The organism is Patulibacter brassicae, assembly GCF_033949425.1.
Taxonomy (GTDB): domain Bacteria; phylum Actinomycetota; class Thermoleophilia; order Solirubrobacterales; family Solirubrobacteraceae; genus Patulibacter; species Patulibacter brassicae.
Genome location: NZ_JAXAVX010000005.1, coordinates 119,096 through 138,677, shown reverse-complemented (window position 1 = coordinate 138,677; position 19,582 = coordinate 119,096). Strand labels below are relative to the sequence as shown.

The window sequence follows — 19,582 nt, the reverse complement described above, 5'->3', positions numbered from 1 at the left end:
GGACGGGACGCCGGCGGTCCACGCGGACCGCCACCTCGCGCCTCACCGATCGCACTCGCGGCCGGTGCGGCGCCACCTACCGGGAAGCCCGGCACGAACGGTAACCGTACCGTGAACGGCGGCGTTCGAGGGGCGTCGACCGCCGGCCGGGGTCGGGTCCTCGCGCCGGGCACCGGCGAGGACCCGGGTCCAGCCGCCGGGTCCGGGCGCGATGCACGCGTCGCCGGAGATGGCGAGGAACCGGCTCCAGCGAACGCGCAGATCCAGCTCGCCCCAGCGGTCGGGGTTGCGCAAGACGACGCGATCGGCGGTCAGCGCGACGACCCGCGGGACGACCGCCTCGCGGCCACTCGGCCGTGGCTCGTACCCGGCCCAACCGAGCTCGACCGGTCGCACGAGCGGGCGCGACGCCGTCCGCCAGAGGACCCAGTGCCGGTCCCGCCAGACCTCGCGCAGGCCGATCGCCCGGCGGGCCCGCGGGTCCCGGAGCAGCGCGACCTCGTCCCGCGAGGCGTAGTCGGGCTCGGCGTCCGGCAGGGCGACCCAGGCGACGGCCTCCTCGTCGAGCCAGCGGCGGTACCGCGACGCGGTCAGCGGCCGGTCGTCGTAGAAGAGCGGGTTGCGGTGGCGGTCGAGCTGCCGGATCCATCCGCGTGCCAGCGGGATCCTCGGGGACAGGCGACGCGCCTCGCCGCGGCGCACCGTCGGCGGGACCTCGACGCGCGCCGGCTCCCGGCCCACCCGGCGGTCGAGCTCCCGGACGAGCGGCGCCCAGTACGACGTGCGCGACGACGGATCCGCCCACGCCTGGGTCGCGTCGCGGACCGGGGGATACCACTGCCAGTAGAGGAAGCCGGCCAGGAGGAGCGCGACGAGCGCGGCCCGCGGCCCGCCGCCGGCGAGCGGCGCGGACCGACCGGCACTGCGGGGCGCGGTCGCCGTCCCGTCGCGCTGCACGCTGCGGGCCGCGAGCAGCGCCCCCGCGAGGAGCGGCCCGCCGACGAGCGCGGCCAGCCGGGTGGCGTTGCCGCCCATCGGCGTGTCGACGGCCCCGGAGAGCAGCACGGCGGCGAGGTAGAGCGCCGCGCCGGCGCGCAGCACGCGCTCCTCGCGCGGCAGCACGACGATCGCGACGCCCAGCGCGGCGACCGCCGGCCAGAGCGCAGAGGCCACGAACGGCTCGCTGCCGCCGCCGGGGAAGGCCGCCGCCAGCGCCACTGCCGCACCGATCGCGGTCGCCGCGAGCGACGCGGCGGCGACGCGGACCCCGCGGAGCGGGGTTCCGAGCGCCCACGCCAACGCGGCGAGGGCGAGGAAGAGCGCGGCGACGGGGCTCGTCGCCGCGGTGAGCGCGCCGGCGAGAACCGCGACCGGCACAGCCCGCAGAGCGGGTCGACGCGCGCCCCGGGCGCCGGCCGGCGCCGGCGGAGCGTCGGCACGAGGGGGCCGCGGCTCGAGGGCCGCCGCCACCGCGAGCAGCCCGGCGAGCGCGACGCCGGCGCCGAGCAGGAAGGTCGCCCGACCCGTGAAGAGGAGCGCCCCGGCGCCGGCGGCGAACCACCACGCCGCCGCCGCGGCGGCCCGCGTCGGCCACGCGCGGCGCGCCAGCCGCCCGAACGCCCACGCCGCGAGCAGCGCGCCGACGACGCCGGTCCCGGCCGCGCCGACGAGCACGCCGAGCGCCGGCGCGAGCACGCTGTAGCTCGGCAGGAGGTGCCCGCCGAACCACGACAGGTCGAGGATCCAGGCGCCGTCGCGCGCCAGCGCGACGCGGTGCTCCTGGGCGGCGAGGTCGGTGGTCGCGGGCGTCGCCAGCAGGTAGGCGACCGCCAGCAGCGCGGTGAGGCTCCACGGCGGCACGCGGTCCGTCCACGCGCCCGCCCCGGGCACGGCGGTCGCCGCGTCGCCGGGGCTCGCCGCGTCGCCGGAGGTCGCGTGCGCGTCGGTCGTCGGCCCGTCGTCCCCCGGGCGTCCGGGGCCCGCCGGGCTCACCCGCCCGTGGCCCGGCGGACGCGGCGGTCCCGCACCCGCTTGCGGGCCTTCGGCGGGGTCGCCTTCGTCTCGAGGAACTTCAGCGCCTGGACGTAGACGAGCGTGCCGGGCTTCGTCGAGATCTCGGCGAGCGAGAGCGCCGCGAGGAACTCCTCCGGCCCGTCGAACCGCGGCACGCGCACGCGCACCGATCCGAGCCCCTGCGCGACATGGCTGTCGGAGCCGGCGCCGGCGACGATCCGGTACTTCTCGGCGAAGCGGCGGGCCTCCTCGTTGAACGAGCCGATCGCCACGCGCGGGTTGAAGACCTCGATCGCGTCGACCTCGTCCACGACGTCGAGCAGGTGCTCGTAGTCCGGCACGCTGTGCATCCGGTCGAACGGGTGCGGCACGTACACGAGACCGCCCTGGCGCCGGATGTCGGCGATCGCCTCCTGGAGCGTCACGCCCTTCGGGATCCGCTCCTTGAGGAAGATCCCGATGACCTCGCCCTGGTCGGCGGTCTTCACCTCCTCGCCGACGATCACCTGGACGCCGAACTCCGCCGCCTTCGCCTGCGCCTCGAACGCGCCGGAGACCTCGTTGTGGTCGGTGACGACGATCGCCCCGAGGCCCTGGCGGCGGGCGGTGTCCAGCAGCACCTCGACCGGCGTCGCGCAGTCCGAGCTGTGATCGGTGTGCATGTGCAGGTCGATGTCGATCCGCGGCCGCGAGCGCAGCTCCTCGAGGAGCTCCGCGCCGAAGCGCTGCGGGTCGTGGCGGCGCCCGCGCAGGGTCGCGTAGCGCTCCTGCACCCAGGCGGCGTACGCGGGCCAGTCCCCGGTCACCGGGTCCTGCGCGGCGGCGGCCCGGCGCCGTGCGCGCTCGGCCGGGTCGGTGACGAGCGTCGTGAGCTGCTGGACGAGGACCTCGAGGTCGCCGGGCTCGAACAGCGGACCGCGACGCCCGCCGTCGGTGAGCTCCTCGTGGACGTCGATCCGGCTCGCCAGCGGGATCGCCCCGAGGCCGAGCGCCTCGACGAGCCGGTGCGGCGCGGGACGCGCGCCGGTCGAGGCGAGGAGCACGACGTCGGCGTCCGCCGGGAGGTCGAGGGTCGTCGTGAACGTCACCCGGTCGCGGAGGGCCGCGCCGATCCCGACGCCCGCCGCCGACCCGACGACCCCGTCGTCGGGCACGACGACCGTCGCCCGCCACGGCAGCGCCGGGTCCAGGCGGCGGAGGGCCCGCAGGGCGACCCGTCGCGCGGCGCGCTCCTCGTCCAGCGGCACGACGACGTGGACCGGCGCGCCGGGATCCTCGCCCGTCGCGGCGGGGCGGTCGACGGCGGGCGGCGGGACCCGGTGGCCGTAGCCGCGTCCGAACGGGAAGCTGCGGGCGACGAGCGACGCGGTCGCCGCGCTCGCGGCGAGCCGGTCGTCGAGCCGGCCGAGCAGCCGCTCGGAGCGCTTGCGGCCGATCGCCGGGCCGGCGCCCATCCCGGCGATGAACCGCTCCGCCGGTAGGTGGAAGGTCCCGACGTTCAGCGAGCGGCTGTGGCGCAGCGCGGCGGTGGAGACCGACGGGCCGAACGGCTCGTGGACGTGGACGAGGTCGAACGGCACCGCGTCGAAGATCTCCTCGACGGTCCGCGCGGCGTCGACCGCGAGGGCCGGCGCACGGTCGGCGCCGGTGAAGCCGATCCCGGCGACCCACGCCTCGCCGACCGCGAGCACCCGCGGGGCGCCGCCCGGCTCGGGCACGACGCCCAGCGGGTCGGCCTGCAGGTCGCGGCGGGCCTGCGCGACGAGGCCCCGGTCGCGTGAGGGCGCCAGGACGACGATCCGGTGACCGGCGGCGGCGAGCTCGTCCGCGAGCCGCAGGACGTGCGCGCCGACGGGGTGGTCGCTCTCCAGCGGGTACGGCGTGACCTGGGCGATCGTCAGCGACGCGGCGGCGGACACGACCGGGAGCGTCGCAGACGACGGCGGGCGCGTGCGCGCCGCGATCCGCGGGGCCCGCCGGGCCCGGGGCCGCGGACGGCCTCGCGCGGTCGAGCGGCGGGCGGGCGACGTCCCGGAGGACCCGTCCATCGTACGAGCGTCCTCGCGCCAGGGGACTCCGTACACGGATCCCTGTCGAGCCTGCGCGCGGCCGCGCGGGGAGCCGCTACCGTCCCGCCCATGCGTCATCCCATCAGCGCGCGAGCCGCGCGCCGTTCAGGCGTGCGCGTGGGCGCGCTCGTCCTCACCGCCGCGACCGCGACGAGCGTCGTCGCCGTCGGCGCCAGCGCCGCGCTCCCGCGAGCCAACGACCCGTACAAGAAGCAGCAGCTCGTCGTGCGGTCCGCCGACGGCGGGATCGCGACCGAGCCCGACTTCTCGCACGACAGCCGCGCGAACCGCTTCCTCGGCTACGTCTCGACCGCGACGAACATCGCCGGGACGGTCGCGCGCGGCACGCGCAACGTCTACGTCCTGAGCCGGACGGGCTCGATCCAGGCCAGCGGCAACGCCTGGCAGCCGGGCGCCAGCCGGCTCGTGAGCGCCGGCCTCGGCGGCCAGCCCGCCAACGGCGACTCGTGGGCCCCGTCGCTCTCCGGCTTCACGAAGGCCGGCGACGCCCCCGGTGCCGCGAAGCAGATGGCGTTCCTCTCGAACGCCACGAACCTCGTCGCGGGCACGCCGGCGGACGGGCGCACGTTCGCCTACGTGACGCCGGTCGGCGGCGGCGCCCTGCGCCGGATCGACGCGCCCGGGTCGGCGACCGGCGTCGAGGTCTCGGGGGACTCCACCGCCGTGGTCGTCTCGACGACCACCGGCCTCTACCTCTTCACGCCCCGCAACGGGAAGGTCAGGCAGCTCGTCAAGGCGGCCGGCATCACCGATCCGTCGGTGACGGCCCGCGCGACCGAGGTCGTCTACGCCCGCGGCAGCTCGATCTACACGAAGCGCACCTCGGGCAACCCGCGCTCCAAGCGCGTCGCGCAGGGCAGCCACCCCGACGTGGACGCCGGTGGCCAGACGAAGAAGGACAAGGGCCGGGTCCGCGCGGTCGCCTACACGTCGGGCGGCAAGGCCTTCCGCAAGCGCCTCGACACGGGCGTCGTCGAGGATCTCGGCTCGCAGGACGTCACGACGAACGTCAAGCTCAACGCCGGGGGCTCGACGATCGTCTACGGCACCGGCCGGGACGTCGGGGTGCGCGTCCGCGTGCTCGAGAGCCTGAAGTTCGGGGGCTACGACCGCGCCCAGGGGACCTGCCCCGAGGGTCAGGGCGACGTGACCCACGTGGCCGTGAGCACGCGCTACAACTACGTCGCCTTCACCTGCGAGGGCGGCGGCCTGTACCTGCAGCACGTCGGCGAGAAGTAGCCGACGAGCGGTGCGGCGCGGCCGGCGCCGCGCCGTCGCCTCGCACCGGCTGCGGACGCACGAAGGGCCCCGGATCCGGGGCCCTTCGTCGTTCCCGGCCGCGCCGGGGCGGGACGGAGCCGCCGTGCGGCTCCGTCGCTCGGCGGATCAGGCGGTGGCGGTGGCCTTCGCCGAGGCGGCGATGCCGGCCTGCTTGCCCTTGTTCTTGGCGATGAACTCCTCGGTGTCGCGACGCGCCTCGTCGTCGGGCCGCTGGTTCTGCGGCGACTTCATGAGGTACGACGACGGACCGTCGAGCTGGCCGCTGATGCCGTTGTTCAGCGCGAGCTTGATGAGACGGGCGGCGTCGATGATGACGCCGGCCGAGTTCGGCGAGTCCCAGACCTCGAGCTTCAGCTCGACGTTCAGCGGCACCTCGCCGAAGGCCTTGCCCTCGAGGCGGATGTGCGCCCACTTGCGGTCGGTGAGCCACGGCACGTAGTCCGACGGACCGACGTGGACCTGCTCGTCCGGGAGCTTCACGCCCGCGACCGAGGTCACCGCGTTCGTCTTGGAGATCTTCTTCGACTCGAGGCGCTCGCGCTCGAGCATGTTGAAGAAGTCCATGTTGCCGCCGACGTTCAGCTGCGAGGTGTTCTGCAGCACGACGCCGCGCTCGTGGAAGAGGCGGGCGAGCGAGCGGTGGACGATCGTGGCGCCGACCTGCGACTTGATGTCGTCGCCGATGATCGGGAGGCCGGCCTCCTGGAAGCGCTTGTCCCAGTACTCCTCGCGGGCGATGAAGACCGGGATGCAGTTCACGAAGCCGACGCCGGCCGCCAGGGCCTGCTCGACGTACCACTTCGTGGCCTGCTCGGAGCCGACCGGCAGGTAGGAGACGAGGACGTCGACCTTGCGCTCCTTGAGGATCCCGACGATGTCGGCCGTCGGGCCCGGGGCCTTCTTGATCTTCTGCGACAGGTACTTGCCGATGCCGTCGTGCGTCATGCCGCGCTCGACGGTGACGCCGAGGTTCGGGACGTCCGCGAACTTGATCGTGTCGTTCGGGTCGGCCCAGATCGCCTCGGAGAGGTCCTTGCCGACCTTCGTCTCGTTGATGTCGAAGGCCGCGACGAACTCGATGTCCTTGACGTGGTAGCCGCCGAGGTCGACGTGCATCAGGCCCGGGACGGACTTCGAGGCGTCCGCGTCCTTGTAGAACTGCACGCCCTGGATGAACGAGTTGGCGCAGTTGCCGACGCCGACGATGGCGACGCGCACCTTGTCGCGCTGGTAGCGCTCGCCGCTGGTGCCGTTCGTGGCGCCGTTGCCGTTGCCGTTTCCGTTCTTGCTCACGGTGGTTCTCAGAGTCCTCGGGTCTCGAAGCGAATGCCGGCGGGCGGGCGGATCGGTGCACGGGGGCGCGCACGAGCCCGGCGGGCGGAGGTCCAGACGATGAACCCCGGATCCGACCGGCGGTTACAAGTGCGCCACATGATGGCCGGGCGGCGGCCTGGGCGCGTTCCGGTTCGGTGACCGCCGCGGATGCCCTGCACCCGGCGGGGCCGGCGCAGCGGCCCCGGGTGCGCGGCTAGCCCTCGCGGTCGGCGCGCTGCAGCTGCGAGCGGACGTGCCACATCCGCTGCAGCGTCGTGAACACGCCGAGCGCGGCGAGCACCCAGATCGACGCCGGCAGCAGGTCGAGGCCGTCGATGAGCTCCTCCCCGCCGAGCACGAGGCCGATCGAGAGGATCACGACGCGAACCGCGCGGCTGCCGATGCCGGCCTTGCCGTCGAGGCCCAGGCCCTCCGCCCGAGCGCGCGTGTACGAGACGAGCAGCGAGCTGACCGCCGCCAGCGACGCGAGCGCCGCGTTGACGTCGTCGGCGTGCTTCGCGAAGACCATGACCGCCGCGGTGAGGACGATGCCCTCCTCGATCCGGTCGAGCGTCGAGTCGAGGAACGCCCCGAAGGTCGTGCCCTTGCCGGACATCCGCGAGTAGCGGCCGTCGAGGGTGTCCATCACCGAGCCGAGGATGAACGCGACGCCCGCCAGGACGTAGTGCTCCTGCCACAGGAGCACCGCGGCGACGACGTTGCCGACGAGGCCGGCGACCGAGATCGCGTTCGGCGTCAGCGGCAGATCGATCAGCCACTGCTGCAGGCGCGTGCGCTGGACAGGGGACTCGGGCACCGACATCGCGGGGCGGGAGCCTACCCCGCCCGCGCTTGCGGCAGACTTCGCGTCGTGTCCGGCGACGCCCGCACGCCCGTGGCTCCGACCGAGCCCGCCGCATCGCCGGCCGGTCCCGCGCCCGCCCCACCGTCCGTCGGCGGGCCCGTCGCGGTCGCGCGCGGGATCGTCCGCGCGTCGCGCCCGCGCCAATGGGTGAAGAACGTCCTCGTCTTCGCGGCCCCCGCCGCCGGGGCCGGGCTCGGCGACGGCGAGGTGATCGTCAAGGCGGTCCTGACCTTCGTCGCGTTCTGCCTCGTGTCGAGCGCGACGTACATCCTCAACGACGTCGGCGACGTCGAGGCCGACCGCCGGCACCCGACGAAGCGCAACCGCCCGATCGCCGCCGGGGTCGTCCCGGTCCCGGTCGCCCTCGGCGCGGTCGTCGCGCTGCTGCTCGGCGGCCTTGGGCTCGCGTACGCGATCAACTGGCGACTCGGGCTGCTGCTCACCGGCTACAAGGCGCTGACGATCGCCTACACCTTCCGCCTGAAGCACACGGCGATCCTCGACATCATGATCGTGGCGTCCGGGTTCGTCGTCCGCTCGATCTCGGGCGGCGTGGCGGTCGACATCACCCTGTCGAAGTGGTTCCTGGCCGTGACGTGCTTCGGCTCCCTCTTCATGGTCGCCGGCAAGCGCCACGGCGAGCTGCTGCACGTCGGCGACGGCTCGACCCGCAAGGCGCTCGAGCAGTACACGCTGGAGTACCTGCGGTTCGTGGTGACGATGGCCGCCGCGGTCACGATCGTCACCTACTGCCTCTGGGCGTTCGAGCACCCGCGCACGAGCGACATCCCGTGGTGGGGCCTGTCGATCGCCCCGTTCGTCATGGGGATCATGCGCTACGCCCTGCTCGTGGACCAGGGCAAGGGCGGGGCGCCGGAGGAGCTCGTGATCAAGGACCCCGGCCTGCGCCTCATCGGCATCGCCTGGGTCGCCCTCTTCCTCGGGAGCGTGTACCTGTAGGGCGGGCCCCAGCCCGCGCGTCGGCCGTCACGACGCTCGGGCACGGTTCGGCCGGGCGCGGGCGTCCCGCCGTGACCGCTGGGGCTTCTGGGGGCGGGCCCCAGCCCGCGCGTCGGCCGTTGCGTCGCGCCCCCGTCGGGTCGCGCCGGTCCGACTCGCTCGGGTGCGGGCGTCGGCGCTCCGCCCGTCACGCGGACGGGCGGACCGTCGACCCCGACGACTACTTCGCGCCGACGTAGTAGAGGTAGAGCCCGCCACCGCCGCAGGTGAACGCGACGTAGTTGTAGCGGGTGCTCACGGCGACGCCGGTGACGGAGCCCTGGCCGGCCGGGCAGCTGCCCTGGGGCCGCGCGTAGCCGCCGTCCTTGCCGCTGGAGATGACCTTCACCTGCAGACGGACGTTCGAGCCCTGGCCGAAGCCGAGGGTCGAGGCGCCGGCGTTGATCGCCGCGTCGGTGCCCGTCCGGCCGAACGACGCGGTCCGGCCGCCGACCACGGCGCGGTAGGCGGTGCCCCCGCGGACGAAGGCGATGGCGCGGATCTTCTTCGTGTTCGCGCCGTCGTCGGCCACCGGCGAGCTGCCGCGGCCGATCCGCCGCGTGCTGCCCCGCGACGTCCGCAGGTAGATCGTGCCGCGACGGGCGTAGGTCACCTCGTTGCCGCGTGCGTTCGTCGACGGCGAGGTGAAGCCGCTGCCGCCCTTGATCCGACGCGCGGTGCCGCCCGTCGAGCGGTAGAGGCCCTTCGAGGTCGTGATCCAGATCGTCTTGCCGTCGCCGGACACGTCGACCCCGTTGGCGGCGCCCGGGGCGGAGATCCGGCGGATCGCGCCGCCGTTCACGCTGCGGACGTAGACGCTGGCGGTGCTCGTGCCGCCCTTCGTGAGGTTCGACGCGGTCGAGAGGAACGCCAGCCGGGTCGGACCGACCGGGGCGTCGGCGCGGCCGGTGGCGCCGGAGATCGACATGCCCCACGAGTCGCCGTTGGCGGCGGAGCCGTCGCGGCCGACGGACACGAGGGTGGGCGTCGACGCCTGCCAGGCGTTGCCGGTGCGCGTGGCCTGGCCCGTGCGTCGCACGAGGAAGACGTTGCGCCGGCCGGACTCGACGCGCCCGATGCTCGTGCTCGTGGAGGTGAAGCCGACGAACCGGTTGATCCGGGAGTCCCAGGAGATCGTGGGCTCGGTGGCCACGCCGTTCATCCCGGCGCCGGAGGCGGTCTCCGACAGCCGCTGCTGGGTTCCGGCGGCACCCGCGGCCGCGGGCAGCAGGAGCGTGGCGCCGATGGCGAGCGCGGCGGCAGCGGGCGCGCGGCGTCGCGTCACCGGCGATCGATCGATGGTGCTCATGGATCGAGGCTACCCGCGCAGCCGCGGGCGCACCCCCGGTTCCGTCGCGGCGGCGCTCGGGTAGGCAATCAGCCTCGCCGGGCGGGATCGCTCAGACGCGGCGTGCAGTCGCGCAGGCGGTAGACCCGGATCGCCGGGCCGGGCCGCTCGTACCGCAGCGGGCCGAAGTTGAACGCGAGGTCGTACTGGAAGTAGTGCTTGGCGCGCCGGCCGTCGAACGGCTGTGCCTGGTAGACGAGCTCGGACTGCCGCTCGAGCGCGCGGTAGTACTTCACCGCCTCCGGGACCCGCTTGGGGTTGTTGAAGACCCGACCGGACTGCATCGAGCCGGAGACGACCCAGCACGCGCCCTTCTCGCGGTAGAAGTCCAGGAGCCCGGGGAACAGCGTGAAGCCGTTGTTCGCGAAGTCCGCGGTCCGGTTGATCTTGCCCTTGAGGTCCGGGTAGCGCCGGATGAGTTCGCGCTTGTCCGCGCCGGTGCGCACGAGGCGGTTCCAGCGGTACCCCTCGCGCGACAGCGGGTCCGGCAGGCGGGCGCCGTCGGCGTACCACTCCTTCGGCATCATCGGCTCGACGACGATCGTGGCGCGCGCGGGGACGTGCTCCACCATCCAGTCGCGCGCCATCGAGCGCGTGTCCTCCCGCGAGAGCACGACGTCGTTGTGGACCGACCAGACGACGCCCTGGCCGAGCGCGACGACGACGACCGCCCCGGTGACGAGCCGCCGCAGGACCCGCGAGTCGCGGCCCCGCACGAGCCAGCCCACGAGGGCCATCGCGCCGATCGCGGCGAGCAGCGCGAGCATCGGGTAGACCGGCATCCCGTAGCGGGCGAAGTAGCGGCCCTGCGACCCGACGTAGAGCAGGAAGAGCACCGGCGCGGGCACGAGCAGGAGCCCGACCCAGCGATCCCGCACGACGAGCCGCACGCCGCCGGCGACGGCGAGCAGCACCGGCACGACGCCGAAGCCCCACATGAGCGACCACGCGTAGTACCGGTACCCGGACTGCTGCGTCTCGCCGAGCAGCAGGCCGCCCTTCGTGTAGTCCGAGAGATGGCGGACGTCGTCGACGAACAGCCCCGGGCGCAGGAACGCGTACGGGTCGCAGACGAAGAACGCGACGACCGCGAGCACCGCCGCCAGGACCGTGCCGCTGATCGCGGCGCACCACTGCGCCGGGCCCGGATCGAGCTGCAGCAGGCCCGCGACCCGATCGCCGCGACCGGTCGCCCCGGACGCGGGCGCGGCCGTGCCGGCGGGGCGCACGCGCCAGCCGAGCGCGTGCAGCAGCACGGCGGTCCCGAGCGGCAGGAGGACGAAGGCGGCGTTGTACTTGAACCCGACGGCGAGGCCGAGGGCGACGCCCGCGAGCGCGTAGTCCCGCCGGCGGCCGAAGCGCACGATCCCGGCGATCGCGAAGAGCCCGAGCGCGGTGAAGGCCAGCGACGGCGCGTCGTTCAGCGCGAGGTGGCCGTAGTGCACCGGCAGGAACGCGGTCGCCAGCAGCGCCGCCGCGAGCAGGCCGACGCGGCGATCGGCCAGTCGCGTGCCCGCGGCGTAGAGCAGGGCGATCGCCGCGGTCGACAGGAGCGCGGAGGAGACCCGGGCGACCGTCCAGATCCGCCCCGGGTCGGTGGCCCACTCCTGCACGATCGTGTCGGAGGACCAGTGCCGCAGCCACATCGCGGCGGCCATCCACTGCGTGATCCCCGACGGGTTCAGCTGGTAGTCGGGGTCCAGCGAGCCGGAGCGGAAGTACTCCACCGCCCGCGGGACGAAGTGCGAGCGCTCGTCGAGGTTGTAGCCGAACGGCAGCCCCCAGCGGATGCCCCAGAGCCGCAGCACGAGGCCGCCGAGCACGACGAGGGCCAGGGCGATGAGCCACGGGCGCTGGGACGCGTCGTCGCCGTCGCCGTGAGCGGGGGCCGGCGTCGCGGTCGCGGGCTCGCGCAACGGGACCGCCGGGGCCGGCTCGGCGCCGTCCGGGCGCGCGTCGTCCTGCTCCTCGGGCGTCGCCATCGCCGCAGCACTGTAGCGGCGGGCCGTGCGGCGACGGCCCGCCGCGCGCGCTCACTGGACGACGTAGGAGCGCCGGTCGGCGGCGGCGACCTTCGAGCGGCTCAGGACGTTCCCGCCGGCGTCGAGCGCCTCGACGGCCACGCGCGCGTGGGCGCCGGGGACGGTCACGAGCGTCTCGAAGCCGGTCCGCGTGCGCTCGCCCACCGGCACGAGCTGCGCGTCGGTCGGGCCGGCCAGCACGCGCCAGCGCGCGACGGTCGTGGCGCCGTTCCAGCTCGCGCGGACGGCCGTCGTGGCGCCGGCGCGCCGGGCGGCGACCTTCGGGGCGGTCGTCGGCTGGGCGTGCCAGGTCTGGCGGTAGGCGCGGTAGCTCTCCGTCGGCCGGCGCGCGAACCGCGCCTCCCACACGATCCGGCCGTCCGGCGCGAACTCGGTCATGTACGGGTTCTCGCCGCCCCAGCCGGCGAGCAGGTTGCCCGTCTCGGTGGTCTGGAAGTTGCCCTGGTTCGGCGAGCGGTTGAAGCCCGGGCGCCGGTACTCGCGCACGAGGCTGGCGGTCCGCGCGGCCTCGTCGACGCGGAGGATGATGCCCCGGCCGCTCACGCGCTGCGTCGCGTCGCGGGCCCGGTTGTCGAAGATCGAGATCGTGCCGTCGGCGCGGCGGTGGACGTCGTGCTGCCAGAGGAACCGCACGCCGCGGCCGAGCTTGAACGTCGAGCGCTTGCCGCCGAGGCGCCAGAGGATCTTCCCGCTGCGGCGGTCGATCTTGAAGATCGTGTGCGTGCTGCGGGAGGAGACGAGGAAGTTCCCGTCGGTGTCGAGGTTCACCGAGTTGATGTGGAAGAAGTCCCAGGGGATCTCGGAGCGCTGCGGGACCGGGTGGTACGCGTCGCGCGGCGAGACGTGGCGCTGGGCCCGCCAGTCGACGAGGACCTTGCCGGTCGCGAGGTCGACCTCCTGGAACCCGTTCTCCATCACCCGGCCGTTCTTCTGACCGCCGAAGCTCCGCAGGTCGCGCTTCTGGGCCTTGTAGAAGAGCAGCAGGGCGGTGCCGCGGTCCGTGAGCTTGAACTCGTGGAAGTCGGCCTTCACGCCGTTGCCGGCCTTCACCGTCGCGACCTGGTGGTACTGCTGGTCCACGACGTAGCCGGTGCCCTCGCCGTAGCCGCGGAAGCCCTTGCCCTCCCACCACGTCAGGACCGGCCGGTCCTGGTACCGCTGGACGCGGAACTCCATCGACGTCCCCTGGCTGGGGCGGAAGTAGACCGGCTCGCCGGAGAGGTCGAAGATGACGTTGCCGGCCTGCGAGCCCTTCGCGTCGCGCTTCGGCGCGGCGAACGTCAGGCCCGGGGTGGCCTGCGGCGTGGACGTCGTGATCCGGATCCCTGGCGGCCGGAGGTCGGGGCGGGTGACGAACCGCTGCGGGTTCGCGGTCGCCGCGTCGGCCGCCGCGGGAGCGACGGCCAGGACGGCGAGGGCCAGGGGCAGGGGATGGTGGAGGCGCACGATCCTCGATCGGGTGGGGGGAGGCGTTCGTGGATCGGAACCCGCGCGGACGCCCGAGGTTGTGGTCGGGAGGCTGCGATCGTCCTCTCGGCGCCGTCCGCGTCGCTCGAACGGACGTCCGGTCGTCCCGCCCGGCCTGCGCCGCGCGCGTGGCGCAGCCGTCATCATCGCCGGGCCGTCCATCCGCGATCGTCCGCCACGCCGCCGCCGAGCGCCCGCTCGTCGCCGGCCGTCGCCGTCGCCGTCGCCGTCTCCCGTGCTCGCCGTGCTCCGCCCGCTCCCTCGCCCAGTCCTCCCGCTCCTCGCCGCGGTGCTCCTCGCCCTCGGCCTCGCCGCGCCGGGCCGCGCGGCGGCGCCGGCCGCCGCCGGTCTGGGCAGCGCCCTCGGCGGCACGCTGCCCGCGCCGTCGCCCGGTCCCGACGCCGCGTCGCCCGCTCCGGGGTCGACGGACTCCGCGCCTGCGCCCCCCGACGCGCGACCGAACGTCGTGTTCGTCCTCGCCGACGACCTCTCGAACGACCTCCTGCGGTTCATGCCCGGGGTCCGCGCGCTGCGGCGCGACGGCGCGACGCTCCTGCGCCACGTCGTGACGAACTCGCTCTGTTGCCCGTCGCGCGCGACGATCCTCACCGGCCTCCTGCCGCACAGCTCGGGGATCTTCCGCAACACCGGTGCCGACGGCGGATACACGGCCTTCCGCGAGCGCGGGCTCGAGGCGCGGACGTTCGCCCCGTCGATCGAGGCCGCCGGCTACCGCACGGCGCTCATGGGCAAGTACCTTAACCGCTACGACCCCACGCGCGACGACCCGCCGCCCGGCTGGACCCGGTGGGTCGGCGGCGGCAACGGCTACCGCGGCTTCGACTACGCGCTGAACGTCGACGGGCAGGTCGTGCGCCACGGGTCGCGACCGGCCGACTACGTCACCGACGTCCTGGCCGAGGAGGGCGACCGCTTCGTCACCTCGTCGGTGCAGGCCGGGCGGCCCTTCCTGCTGACCGTGTCGACCTACGCTCCGCACGCGCCGTTCGTGCCGGCGCCGCGCGACCGGCACCGGTTCCCCCGCGCCCGTGCGCCCCGGGGCCCGGCGTTCGGCGTCGAGAACCGCGACGCTCCGCGCTGGCTGCGCGACCTGCCGCGGCTGACGGCGCGCAACGTCCACACGATCGACCGCAAGTTCCGCCGGCGCGCCCGGGCGGTCCAGGCGGTCGACCGGCTGCTGCAGCGCCTGCGGGCGCGGCTCGCCGACCTCGGCGTGGCGGATCGCACGTACGTCGTCTTCACCTCCGACAACGGGCTGCACATGGGCCAGCACCGGCTCCTCTCGGGCAAGACGACGCCGTTCGACAGCGACATCCGGGTGCCGATGGTCGTCGCGGGCCCGGGCATCGCGCCGGGCTCGGCCGTGGACGCGCTGACCTCGCACGTCGACCTGGCGCCGACGTTCGCCGCGATGACCGGGGTCGGCGTCACGGCCCCGCGGACCGACGGGCGCAGCCTGCTGCCGGTGCTCCGCGGCCGCGCGCCGCGCGACTGGCGCGACGCGGCGGTCGTCGAGCACCGTGGCGGGGGCGGCACGGCCGGCGATCCCGACGCCCAGCCCCCGCGCGCCGGCGCGCCGCCGAGCTACCGCGCGCTGCGCACGGCGACGACGACGTACGTCGAGTACGACACGGGCGAGCGCGAGCTCTACGGCCTCGCCCGCGACCCGCACCAGACGCGCAACGTCTACGGCGAGCTGTCGCAGCGGCGTCGGCAGCAGCTGCACCGGCGGCTGCGGGCGCTGCGGACGTGCTCGGGCCCGGCCTGCGCCCGGGGGCCGCGCGCGCCCGCGCGTCGGCTGCCCTGAGCGCGCCGACGCTCAGGTACCGAGCGCGGCGGCCGCCGCGCGCAGGTCCGCCACGCCGCGGGGGCGCTCGACGAGCCGCAGCACGCCGGCCCCGTCCAGCCCGTGCAGCGCCGGCGTGCTCTCGCCCTGCAGCGCGGCGGGCAGGTCGTCGACGGCGACCGTCGCGACGCCTGGCAGCGGGTGCGCGGCGCGGTGCGCCGCCGCGGCCTCCGGCCGCAGCGCCAGCGCGCTGACGAAGCGGACGCCGGGCGCCTCGGTGGCCGCGGTGCGCAGCGCGTCCTCCAGCCCCACGCAGGACGCGCAGGTCGGCGAGTGCAGGACGAGCACCGCGGGCTCCCCGGGAGCGCCGAGCGCCAGCACCGACCGCGCGGGCTCGAGATCGGCGGGCGCGAGGATCGGCACGGCGGCCTCCGGCACCCGCTCGCCGAGGTGGGCGGCCGGATCGGGCTCGAGGACCGCCCCGGCGCCGACGTCCAGCAGCTCCTCCAGGTCGTCCACCCGGGCGCGGAGCTCCGCCGTCTGGCGCAGCGTGCTGAGGACGACGGCGACGAGCAGCGCCACGACGACCCACGCCAGCACCGCGGAGGCGATCCAGACGGCGGTCACCGCAGCGCCCGTCCGGTCAGCGGCGCGCGCCGCGCGGCGACGAGGGCGAGCGCGAGCTGCCACGCGCAGACGGCGCCGATCGCCACCGTCGCGGCGCCCAGGGCCTGCTCGACGTCCGGTCGGCCGTCCGGGGGCCAGGCGACGAGCACCGCCGCGGCGAGCGCGAGGGCGAGGTTGCGCCGGCGCCCGTCGGCGACGTCCCCGCCCGCACCCGTGCCGAAGCAGTTGCACGGCAGGACCGCGTCGGCCGCGGCGGCGCGCGTCGCCCGGCCGACGGCGGCGAGCGCCACGGAGAACGCGGCGAGCAGGACGAGCGCGGCGAGCCCCGCCGCGCGCGGGGCCGCGCCGGACAGCAGCCAGGCGGCGAGCGCGAGCTCCGCCGCGGGGACGAGCCACGCGATCGCCGTCGTCGCGCGCGACCGGCGCACGACGAGCCCGACCGTGGCGCGGAACGGCGCGCGGTCGCGGAGCTTCGCGACGGCGGCGAGCGCGAAGGTGCCCGCGAGCAGGAGGATCGACGCCGTCGCCACGGCCGCCGAGGCTAGCGCTTGCGGGGCGGCGGTCCCGTGCGCGCGATCGGCTTGCGCCCCGGCCGCGCGAGACCGCTCTCGAGGATCCATCCGCGCGTGCCGACCGGCATCGCGTCGCTGCGCACGACCTCGACGAAGCTCCAGTCCACGCAGCAGCGCCCGTAGGAGGGCGCGTTGCGGCGGCAGAGCTCGTCGACGACGTCGCCCGGCTCGAGCCACCCGAAGGCGGTCGAGTTGAACGACAGGCGCAGGTAGAAGTCCTCGAAGTTCGACGCGCGACGCGAGACGGCCTCGCGGACCCGCCTCCGCATCGGCTTCGTGCGGCAGCGGAGGTCGCCGAGCGGCGGTCCGCCGCAGTCGTCGTGGTCGCAGGCGCGCAGCGACTTCGTGCTGCGGCAGTCGAAGTCCTTGCTCGCCGGGCCGCAGACGTAGCCGTCGTGACCGGGCCGCGCCTGGTACTTCGGCGCGTCCTTCGCGTACGTCCGCCCGTCGACCTCGACCGGGATCCAGCCGGACTTGTTGCTCGGCACGTCGTCGGCCGGGTACCCCCAGACGAACCCGTTGATCGGCTCGCGCATCGGGGCGGGCAGGCAGCTGCCGCTCTCGTGCTCGCGGACGCTCTGCTGCGCGATGTGGCGCCCGAGCGGCACCGTCACCTCGTTGCCGCGGTTGTCGAGCGTGATCTCGGCGTCGAACGACGGGCCCTTGCGCACGGCGACGCCGGTCCGGCCCATCCGCCGGACGCCGGCCTCGGTGGCGACGATCTGCAGCGGGGCGTAGCAGACGCTCACCGCGTCCTGGCCGTAGGCGCCCTTCGGGATCGCCGTGCCGCTGACGCGGACGAACCCCTCGCGCTTCGTGCGCTCGGTGACCTCCGGGACGGCCTTGCGCCGGGTGGTCGAGGCGCGCGGCTCGTCGTCGCCGCAGCCGGCGAGCCCGACGAGCACGGCACCGCCGCCGACGGCCCCGAGGAACTGGCGGCGCCGGCCGGGCCGGGCCAGGCGATCGCCGAGGCGTTGCACGAGCGCGTCGAACTCCACGGCGAGGGAGCGTATCCGCGCCAGCGCCCGTCCGGCGCCAGCCGTCGCGCGGGTCCTGCCCCGCCCTCCCTATCCTTGCCCGCCGTGACGCGCCGCCGCGCCACGGTCCCGCTCTGCCTGGCGGCGCTCCTCGCCGTCGTCGTCGCCCTCGTGGTCGTCCGCGGCGACCGCGCCGCCGCCCCGAGCCGGACGCGGCCCGCCACCGACGACGTGCCGACGCTGCGCGACACGGCGCCCGTCGGGTCCGGCGCCGTCGCCGCGCGCGCCTGGCGCCTCGCGGACCGCCTGAGCGTCGAGTGGGTCGACGCGACCGTGCGCTGGGAGCGGCGCTCCGGCCGGCGGGCCGCGCGGTTCCCGTCGACCCGCGGCGGGTTCTCGCCCGGCGCGCCGAGCTACGGCCAGCTCCTGCTCGCTCACGGCGTCCTGCGCACCGCTGCGCGCCGGCCCGCGGGCGACCGGTGGCGCGCGACCGCGGTCCGGGTCGCGTCCTCGGCCATCCGCACGACGATCGGCGCGCCCCGGCCGGGCGCCTTCGCGCAGCTCGGGATGGCGCTGCTGTGGAGCGACCGGCGGGTACGCAGCGTGCTCCCCCCGCCGGTGCGCCGGACCCTCGCGCGGCGGATCCGGGCCCTCGGCCCGCCCGTCGTCGGCGTGAAGGCCCAGGGCTGCCAGCGCGACCCCACCTGCTACTCGAACCTGAAGCTCGTGGAGGCGGCGGCCGGGCTCGAGCTCGTGGCCACCGGGCTGCGGGGCGGCACCGGCCGGCTGGCCGACGCGGACGCGACCGCGGCGTCGGCCCGGGCGGTGCTGGACGGCGTGCGCGAGCGGCTCGACGGTCGCGCGGCGTGGCGCGCGGGGAGCGAGCGGCGCGCCGGGCTCAGCGTCCTCTCCGATCCGCCGAACCAGCCGCTGGCCTACCACGCCCTGAGCCTCGCGATGTGGGCGCGGGCGGCGAGCCGGCTGGAGGGCGCCGCGCGGGGCCGGGCCCAGGACGCGCTCGTCCGGCTCGCGACCACCTCCCTGGGCCTCGCCGCCCCCGACGGGGACCTGACGTACCTCGGGCGCGGGCAGGCGCAGGCCTGGGTGCAGGCCGCGACCCTCGCGGGCGCCGTCGCGGCGGCCCACGCGATCCAGCGCACGCACCGCCGCCTCGCCGGGGAGCTCGTGGGACTCGCCGACGCGAGCCTCGGCGTGCTGGAGCAGCGCCACCGCCAGATGGGCGCGCGTGGCGGCCTCGCCGTCGTGCCGGAGCCGCGCAGCGACTACCGCGGCGTCGATCGCTACGCCTCGCACCTCGTCTACAACGGCCTCGCGCTCCTCTGGCTCGGCATCGCCGCCGACCGGGCGGCCGGCCTCGCCCCCGACCTCCCGGGCCGGCGGACCCCGGCGCGACGCAGCGCGGACCTGCGCTTCGTCGACGGCGCCAGCGCCGGGACGAACCTCACCGTCGTGCGGCGCGGGCGGCTGTGGATCGCGATCCACCAGCGGTCGACCCACCCGGTCGACCCGCGGTACGGGTGGGGGCTGCTGAAGGTCGCGTGGCGCGACGACGCGGGGCGCTGGGTCGAGCTCACCCCGCAGCGCCCGCTGCAGGAGATCCACGGCGCCGCGCGGCCGCCGGCGTCGCGGCTGGCGCTCGGACCGCTGCCGGTCGACGCCGCCGGCCGCCCGCTCGGCGAGCCGACGATCGCCGCGTCGCGCTCGATCGCCGGCGGGGTCGCGATGACGGGCACCGCGCCCACGGCGGACGGCGGCACGACGCCGGTGACCTGGTCGATCGCGATCCGCGACGGCGCGGTCCGGATCGCCGTGCGCGCGGCGCGCGCCGGCCGATGGAGCCTCCTCCCGGTCCGCACCCGGCGCGCCCGCGGGCCCCTCGCGGGCGGCGCGCGCCCCGTCCTGCGCGCCGAGGCGGGCGCGACGTGGAGCCTGCCCGCCGGTGCGCGCGTGCGGTCCTTCGGGAGCGCGCTGCACTCGGCCTGGCACGCCGACCTCTGGGCCGATCGCGTGACCTGGACCGCGGCGGCCGGTCGCGAGCAGGTGATCCGCCTGCGCCCGCCCGGCTGAGGCGGTCCCACCGCGGCCGGCGCCCGGCGGCCGCACCCGCGCCTCCGGCGCGTCGCGGCGACTGGGGCGATCGCGCGCGGGCCAGTACCGTT

14 protein-coding genes are annotated in these 19,582 nt (G+C 75.8%); 4 read left to right on the top strand and 10 right to left on the bottom strand.

Annotated features, from left to right (window positions below):
* Positions 1–42 precede the first annotated feature (42 nt).
* Both SK069_RS11725 and SK069_RS11720 read right to left on the bottom strand, forming a co-directional pair.
* Positions 43–1,992 (bottom strand): hypothetical protein, encoded by a 1,950-nt coding sequence (locus SK069_RS11725; RefSeq protein WP_319954421.1) that lies wholly within the window; start codon positions 1,990–1,992, stop codon positions 43–45.
* Positions 1,989–3,932 (bottom strand): CehA/McbA family metallohydrolase, encoded by a 1,944-nt coding sequence (locus SK069_RS11720; RefSeq protein WP_319954420.1) that lies wholly within the window; start codon positions 3,930–3,932, stop codon positions 1,989–1,991. The genes SK069_RS11725 and SK069_RS11720 overlap by 4 nt, the downstream gene beginning before the upstream one ends.
* A 219-nt stretch (positions 3,933–4,151) precedes the next feature.
* Here SK069_RS11720 and SK069_RS11715 point away from each other — a divergent pair, with 219 nt between their 5' ends.
* Complete coding sequence (locus SK069_RS11715; protein WP_319954419.1) at positions 4,152–5,342, top strand: hypothetical protein; 1,191 nt, start codon at positions 4,152–4,154, stop codon at positions 5,340–5,342.
* Positions 5,343–5,489: 147 nt separating this feature from the next.
* Here the strand turns inward: SK069_RS11715 and SK069_RS11710 are convergent, their stop codons facing one another.
* Together SK069_RS11710 and SK069_RS11705 are read right to left on the bottom strand one after the other, a co-directional pair.
* Entirely contained in the window at positions 5,490–6,677 is a 1,188-nt protein-coding gene (locus tag SK069_RS11710; RefSeq protein WP_319954418.1) for an inositol-3-phosphate synthase, read from the bottom strand.
* Positions 6,678–6,912: 235 nt separating this feature from the next.
* Entirely contained in the window at positions 6,913–7,521 is a 609-nt protein-coding gene (locus SK069_RS11705; RefSeq protein ID WP_319954417.1) for a CDP-alcohol phosphatidyltransferase family protein, read from the bottom strand.
* 48 nt (positions 7,522–7,569) lie between these two features.
* On the opposite strand from SK069_RS11705, the gene SK069_RS11700 reads away from it, so the two are divergent.
* Entirely contained in the window at positions 7,570–8,523 is a 954-nt protein-coding gene (locus SK069_RS11700) for a decaprenyl-phosphate phosphoribosyltransferase (RefSeq protein ID WP_319954416.1), read from the top strand.
* Between the two features lie 220 nt (positions 8,524–8,743).
* On the opposite strand, the gene SK069_RS11695 is transcribed toward SK069_RS11700, so the two are convergent.
* From SK069_RS11695 to SK069_RS11685, 3 genes are all read right to left on the bottom strand, one after another.
* The gene (locus SK069_RS11695) at positions 8,744–9,871 is read right to left on the bottom strand and encodes a TolB-like translocation protein (protein WP_319954415.1); all 1,128 of its coding nucleotides are present in this window, start codon (positions 9,869–9,871) and stop codon (positions 8,744–8,746) included.
* A 68-nt stretch (positions 9,872–9,939) separates the two neighbouring features.
* Positions 9,940–11,892, bottom strand: a complete 1,953-nt coding sequence (locus tag SK069_RS11690; RefSeq protein ID WP_319954414.1) for a glycosyltransferase family 39 protein — start codon at positions 11,890–11,892, stop codon at positions 9,940–9,942.
* 51 nt (positions 11,893–11,943) lie between these two features.
* Complete coding sequence (locus tag SK069_RS11685) at positions 11,944–13,398, bottom strand: arylsulfotransferase family protein (RefSeq protein WP_319954413.1); 1,455 nt, start codon at positions 13,396–13,398, stop codon at positions 11,944–11,946.
* 310 nt (positions 13,399–13,708) lie between these two features.
* On the opposite strand from SK069_RS11685, the gene SK069_RS11680 reads away from it, so the two are divergent.
* A complete protein-coding gene (locus tag SK069_RS11680; protein WP_319954412.1) occupies positions 13,709–15,247 on the top strand; it encodes a sulfatase family protein in 1,539 nt (512 codons plus the stop codon).
* A 12-nt stretch (positions 15,248–15,259) separates the two neighbouring features.
* Here SK069_RS11680 and SK069_RS11675 read toward each other — a convergent pair whose 3' ends face one another.
* From SK069_RS11675 to SK069_RS11665, 3 genes are read right to left on the bottom strand one after another with little or no spacing between them, the layout of a single operon-like run.
* A complete protein-coding gene (locus tag SK069_RS11675) occupies positions 15,260–15,853 on the bottom strand; it encodes a hypothetical protein (RefSeq protein WP_319954411.1) in 594 nt (197 codons plus the stop codon).
* Positions 15,850–16,383 carry a MauE/DoxX family redox-associated membrane protein gene (locus SK069_RS11670; protein WP_319954410.1) on the bottom strand — a complete coding sequence of 178 codons (534 nt, stop codon included), beginning with the start codon at positions 16,381–16,383 and terminating at the stop codon, positions 15,850–15,852. The genes SK069_RS11675 and SK069_RS11670 overlap by 4 nt, the downstream gene beginning before the upstream one ends.
* A gap of 11 nt (positions 16,384–16,394) precedes the next feature.
* A complete protein-coding gene (locus SK069_RS11665) occupies positions 16,395–17,423 on the bottom strand; it encodes a hypothetical protein (protein ID WP_319954409.1) in 1,029 nt (342 codons plus the stop codon).
* Positions 17,424–17,507: 84 nt separating this feature from the next.
* On the opposite strand from SK069_RS11665, the gene SK069_RS11660 reads away from it, so the two are divergent.
* The gene (locus SK069_RS11660) at positions 17,508–19,490 is read left to right on the top strand and encodes a hypothetical protein (protein WP_319954408.1); all 1,983 of its coding nucleotides are present in this window, start codon (positions 17,508–17,510) and stop codon (positions 19,488–19,490) included.
* The last annotated feature ends 92 nt before the right edge of the window (positions 19,491–19,582 follow it).

What these genes read in the sequence shown, in the direction of transcription:
- SK069_RS11690 (WP_319954414.1), bottom strand. Translation starts at nt 11,892, where the DNA reads ATGGCGACGCCCGAGGAGCAGGACGACGCGCGCCCGGACGGCGCCGAG.
- SK069_RS11705 (WP_319954417.1), bottom strand. Translation starts at nt 7,521, where the DNA reads ATGTCGGTGCCCGAGTCCCCTGTCCAGCGCACGCGCCTGCAGCAGTGG.
- SK069_RS11715 (WP_319954419.1), top strand. Translation starts at nt 4,152, where the DNA reads ATGCGTCATCCCATCAGCGCGCGAGCCGCGCGCCGTTCAGGCGTGCGC.
- SK069_RS11695 (WP_319954415.1), bottom strand. Translation starts at nt 9,871, where the DNA reads ATGAGCACCATCGATCGATCGCCGGTGACGCGACGCCGCGCGCCCGCT.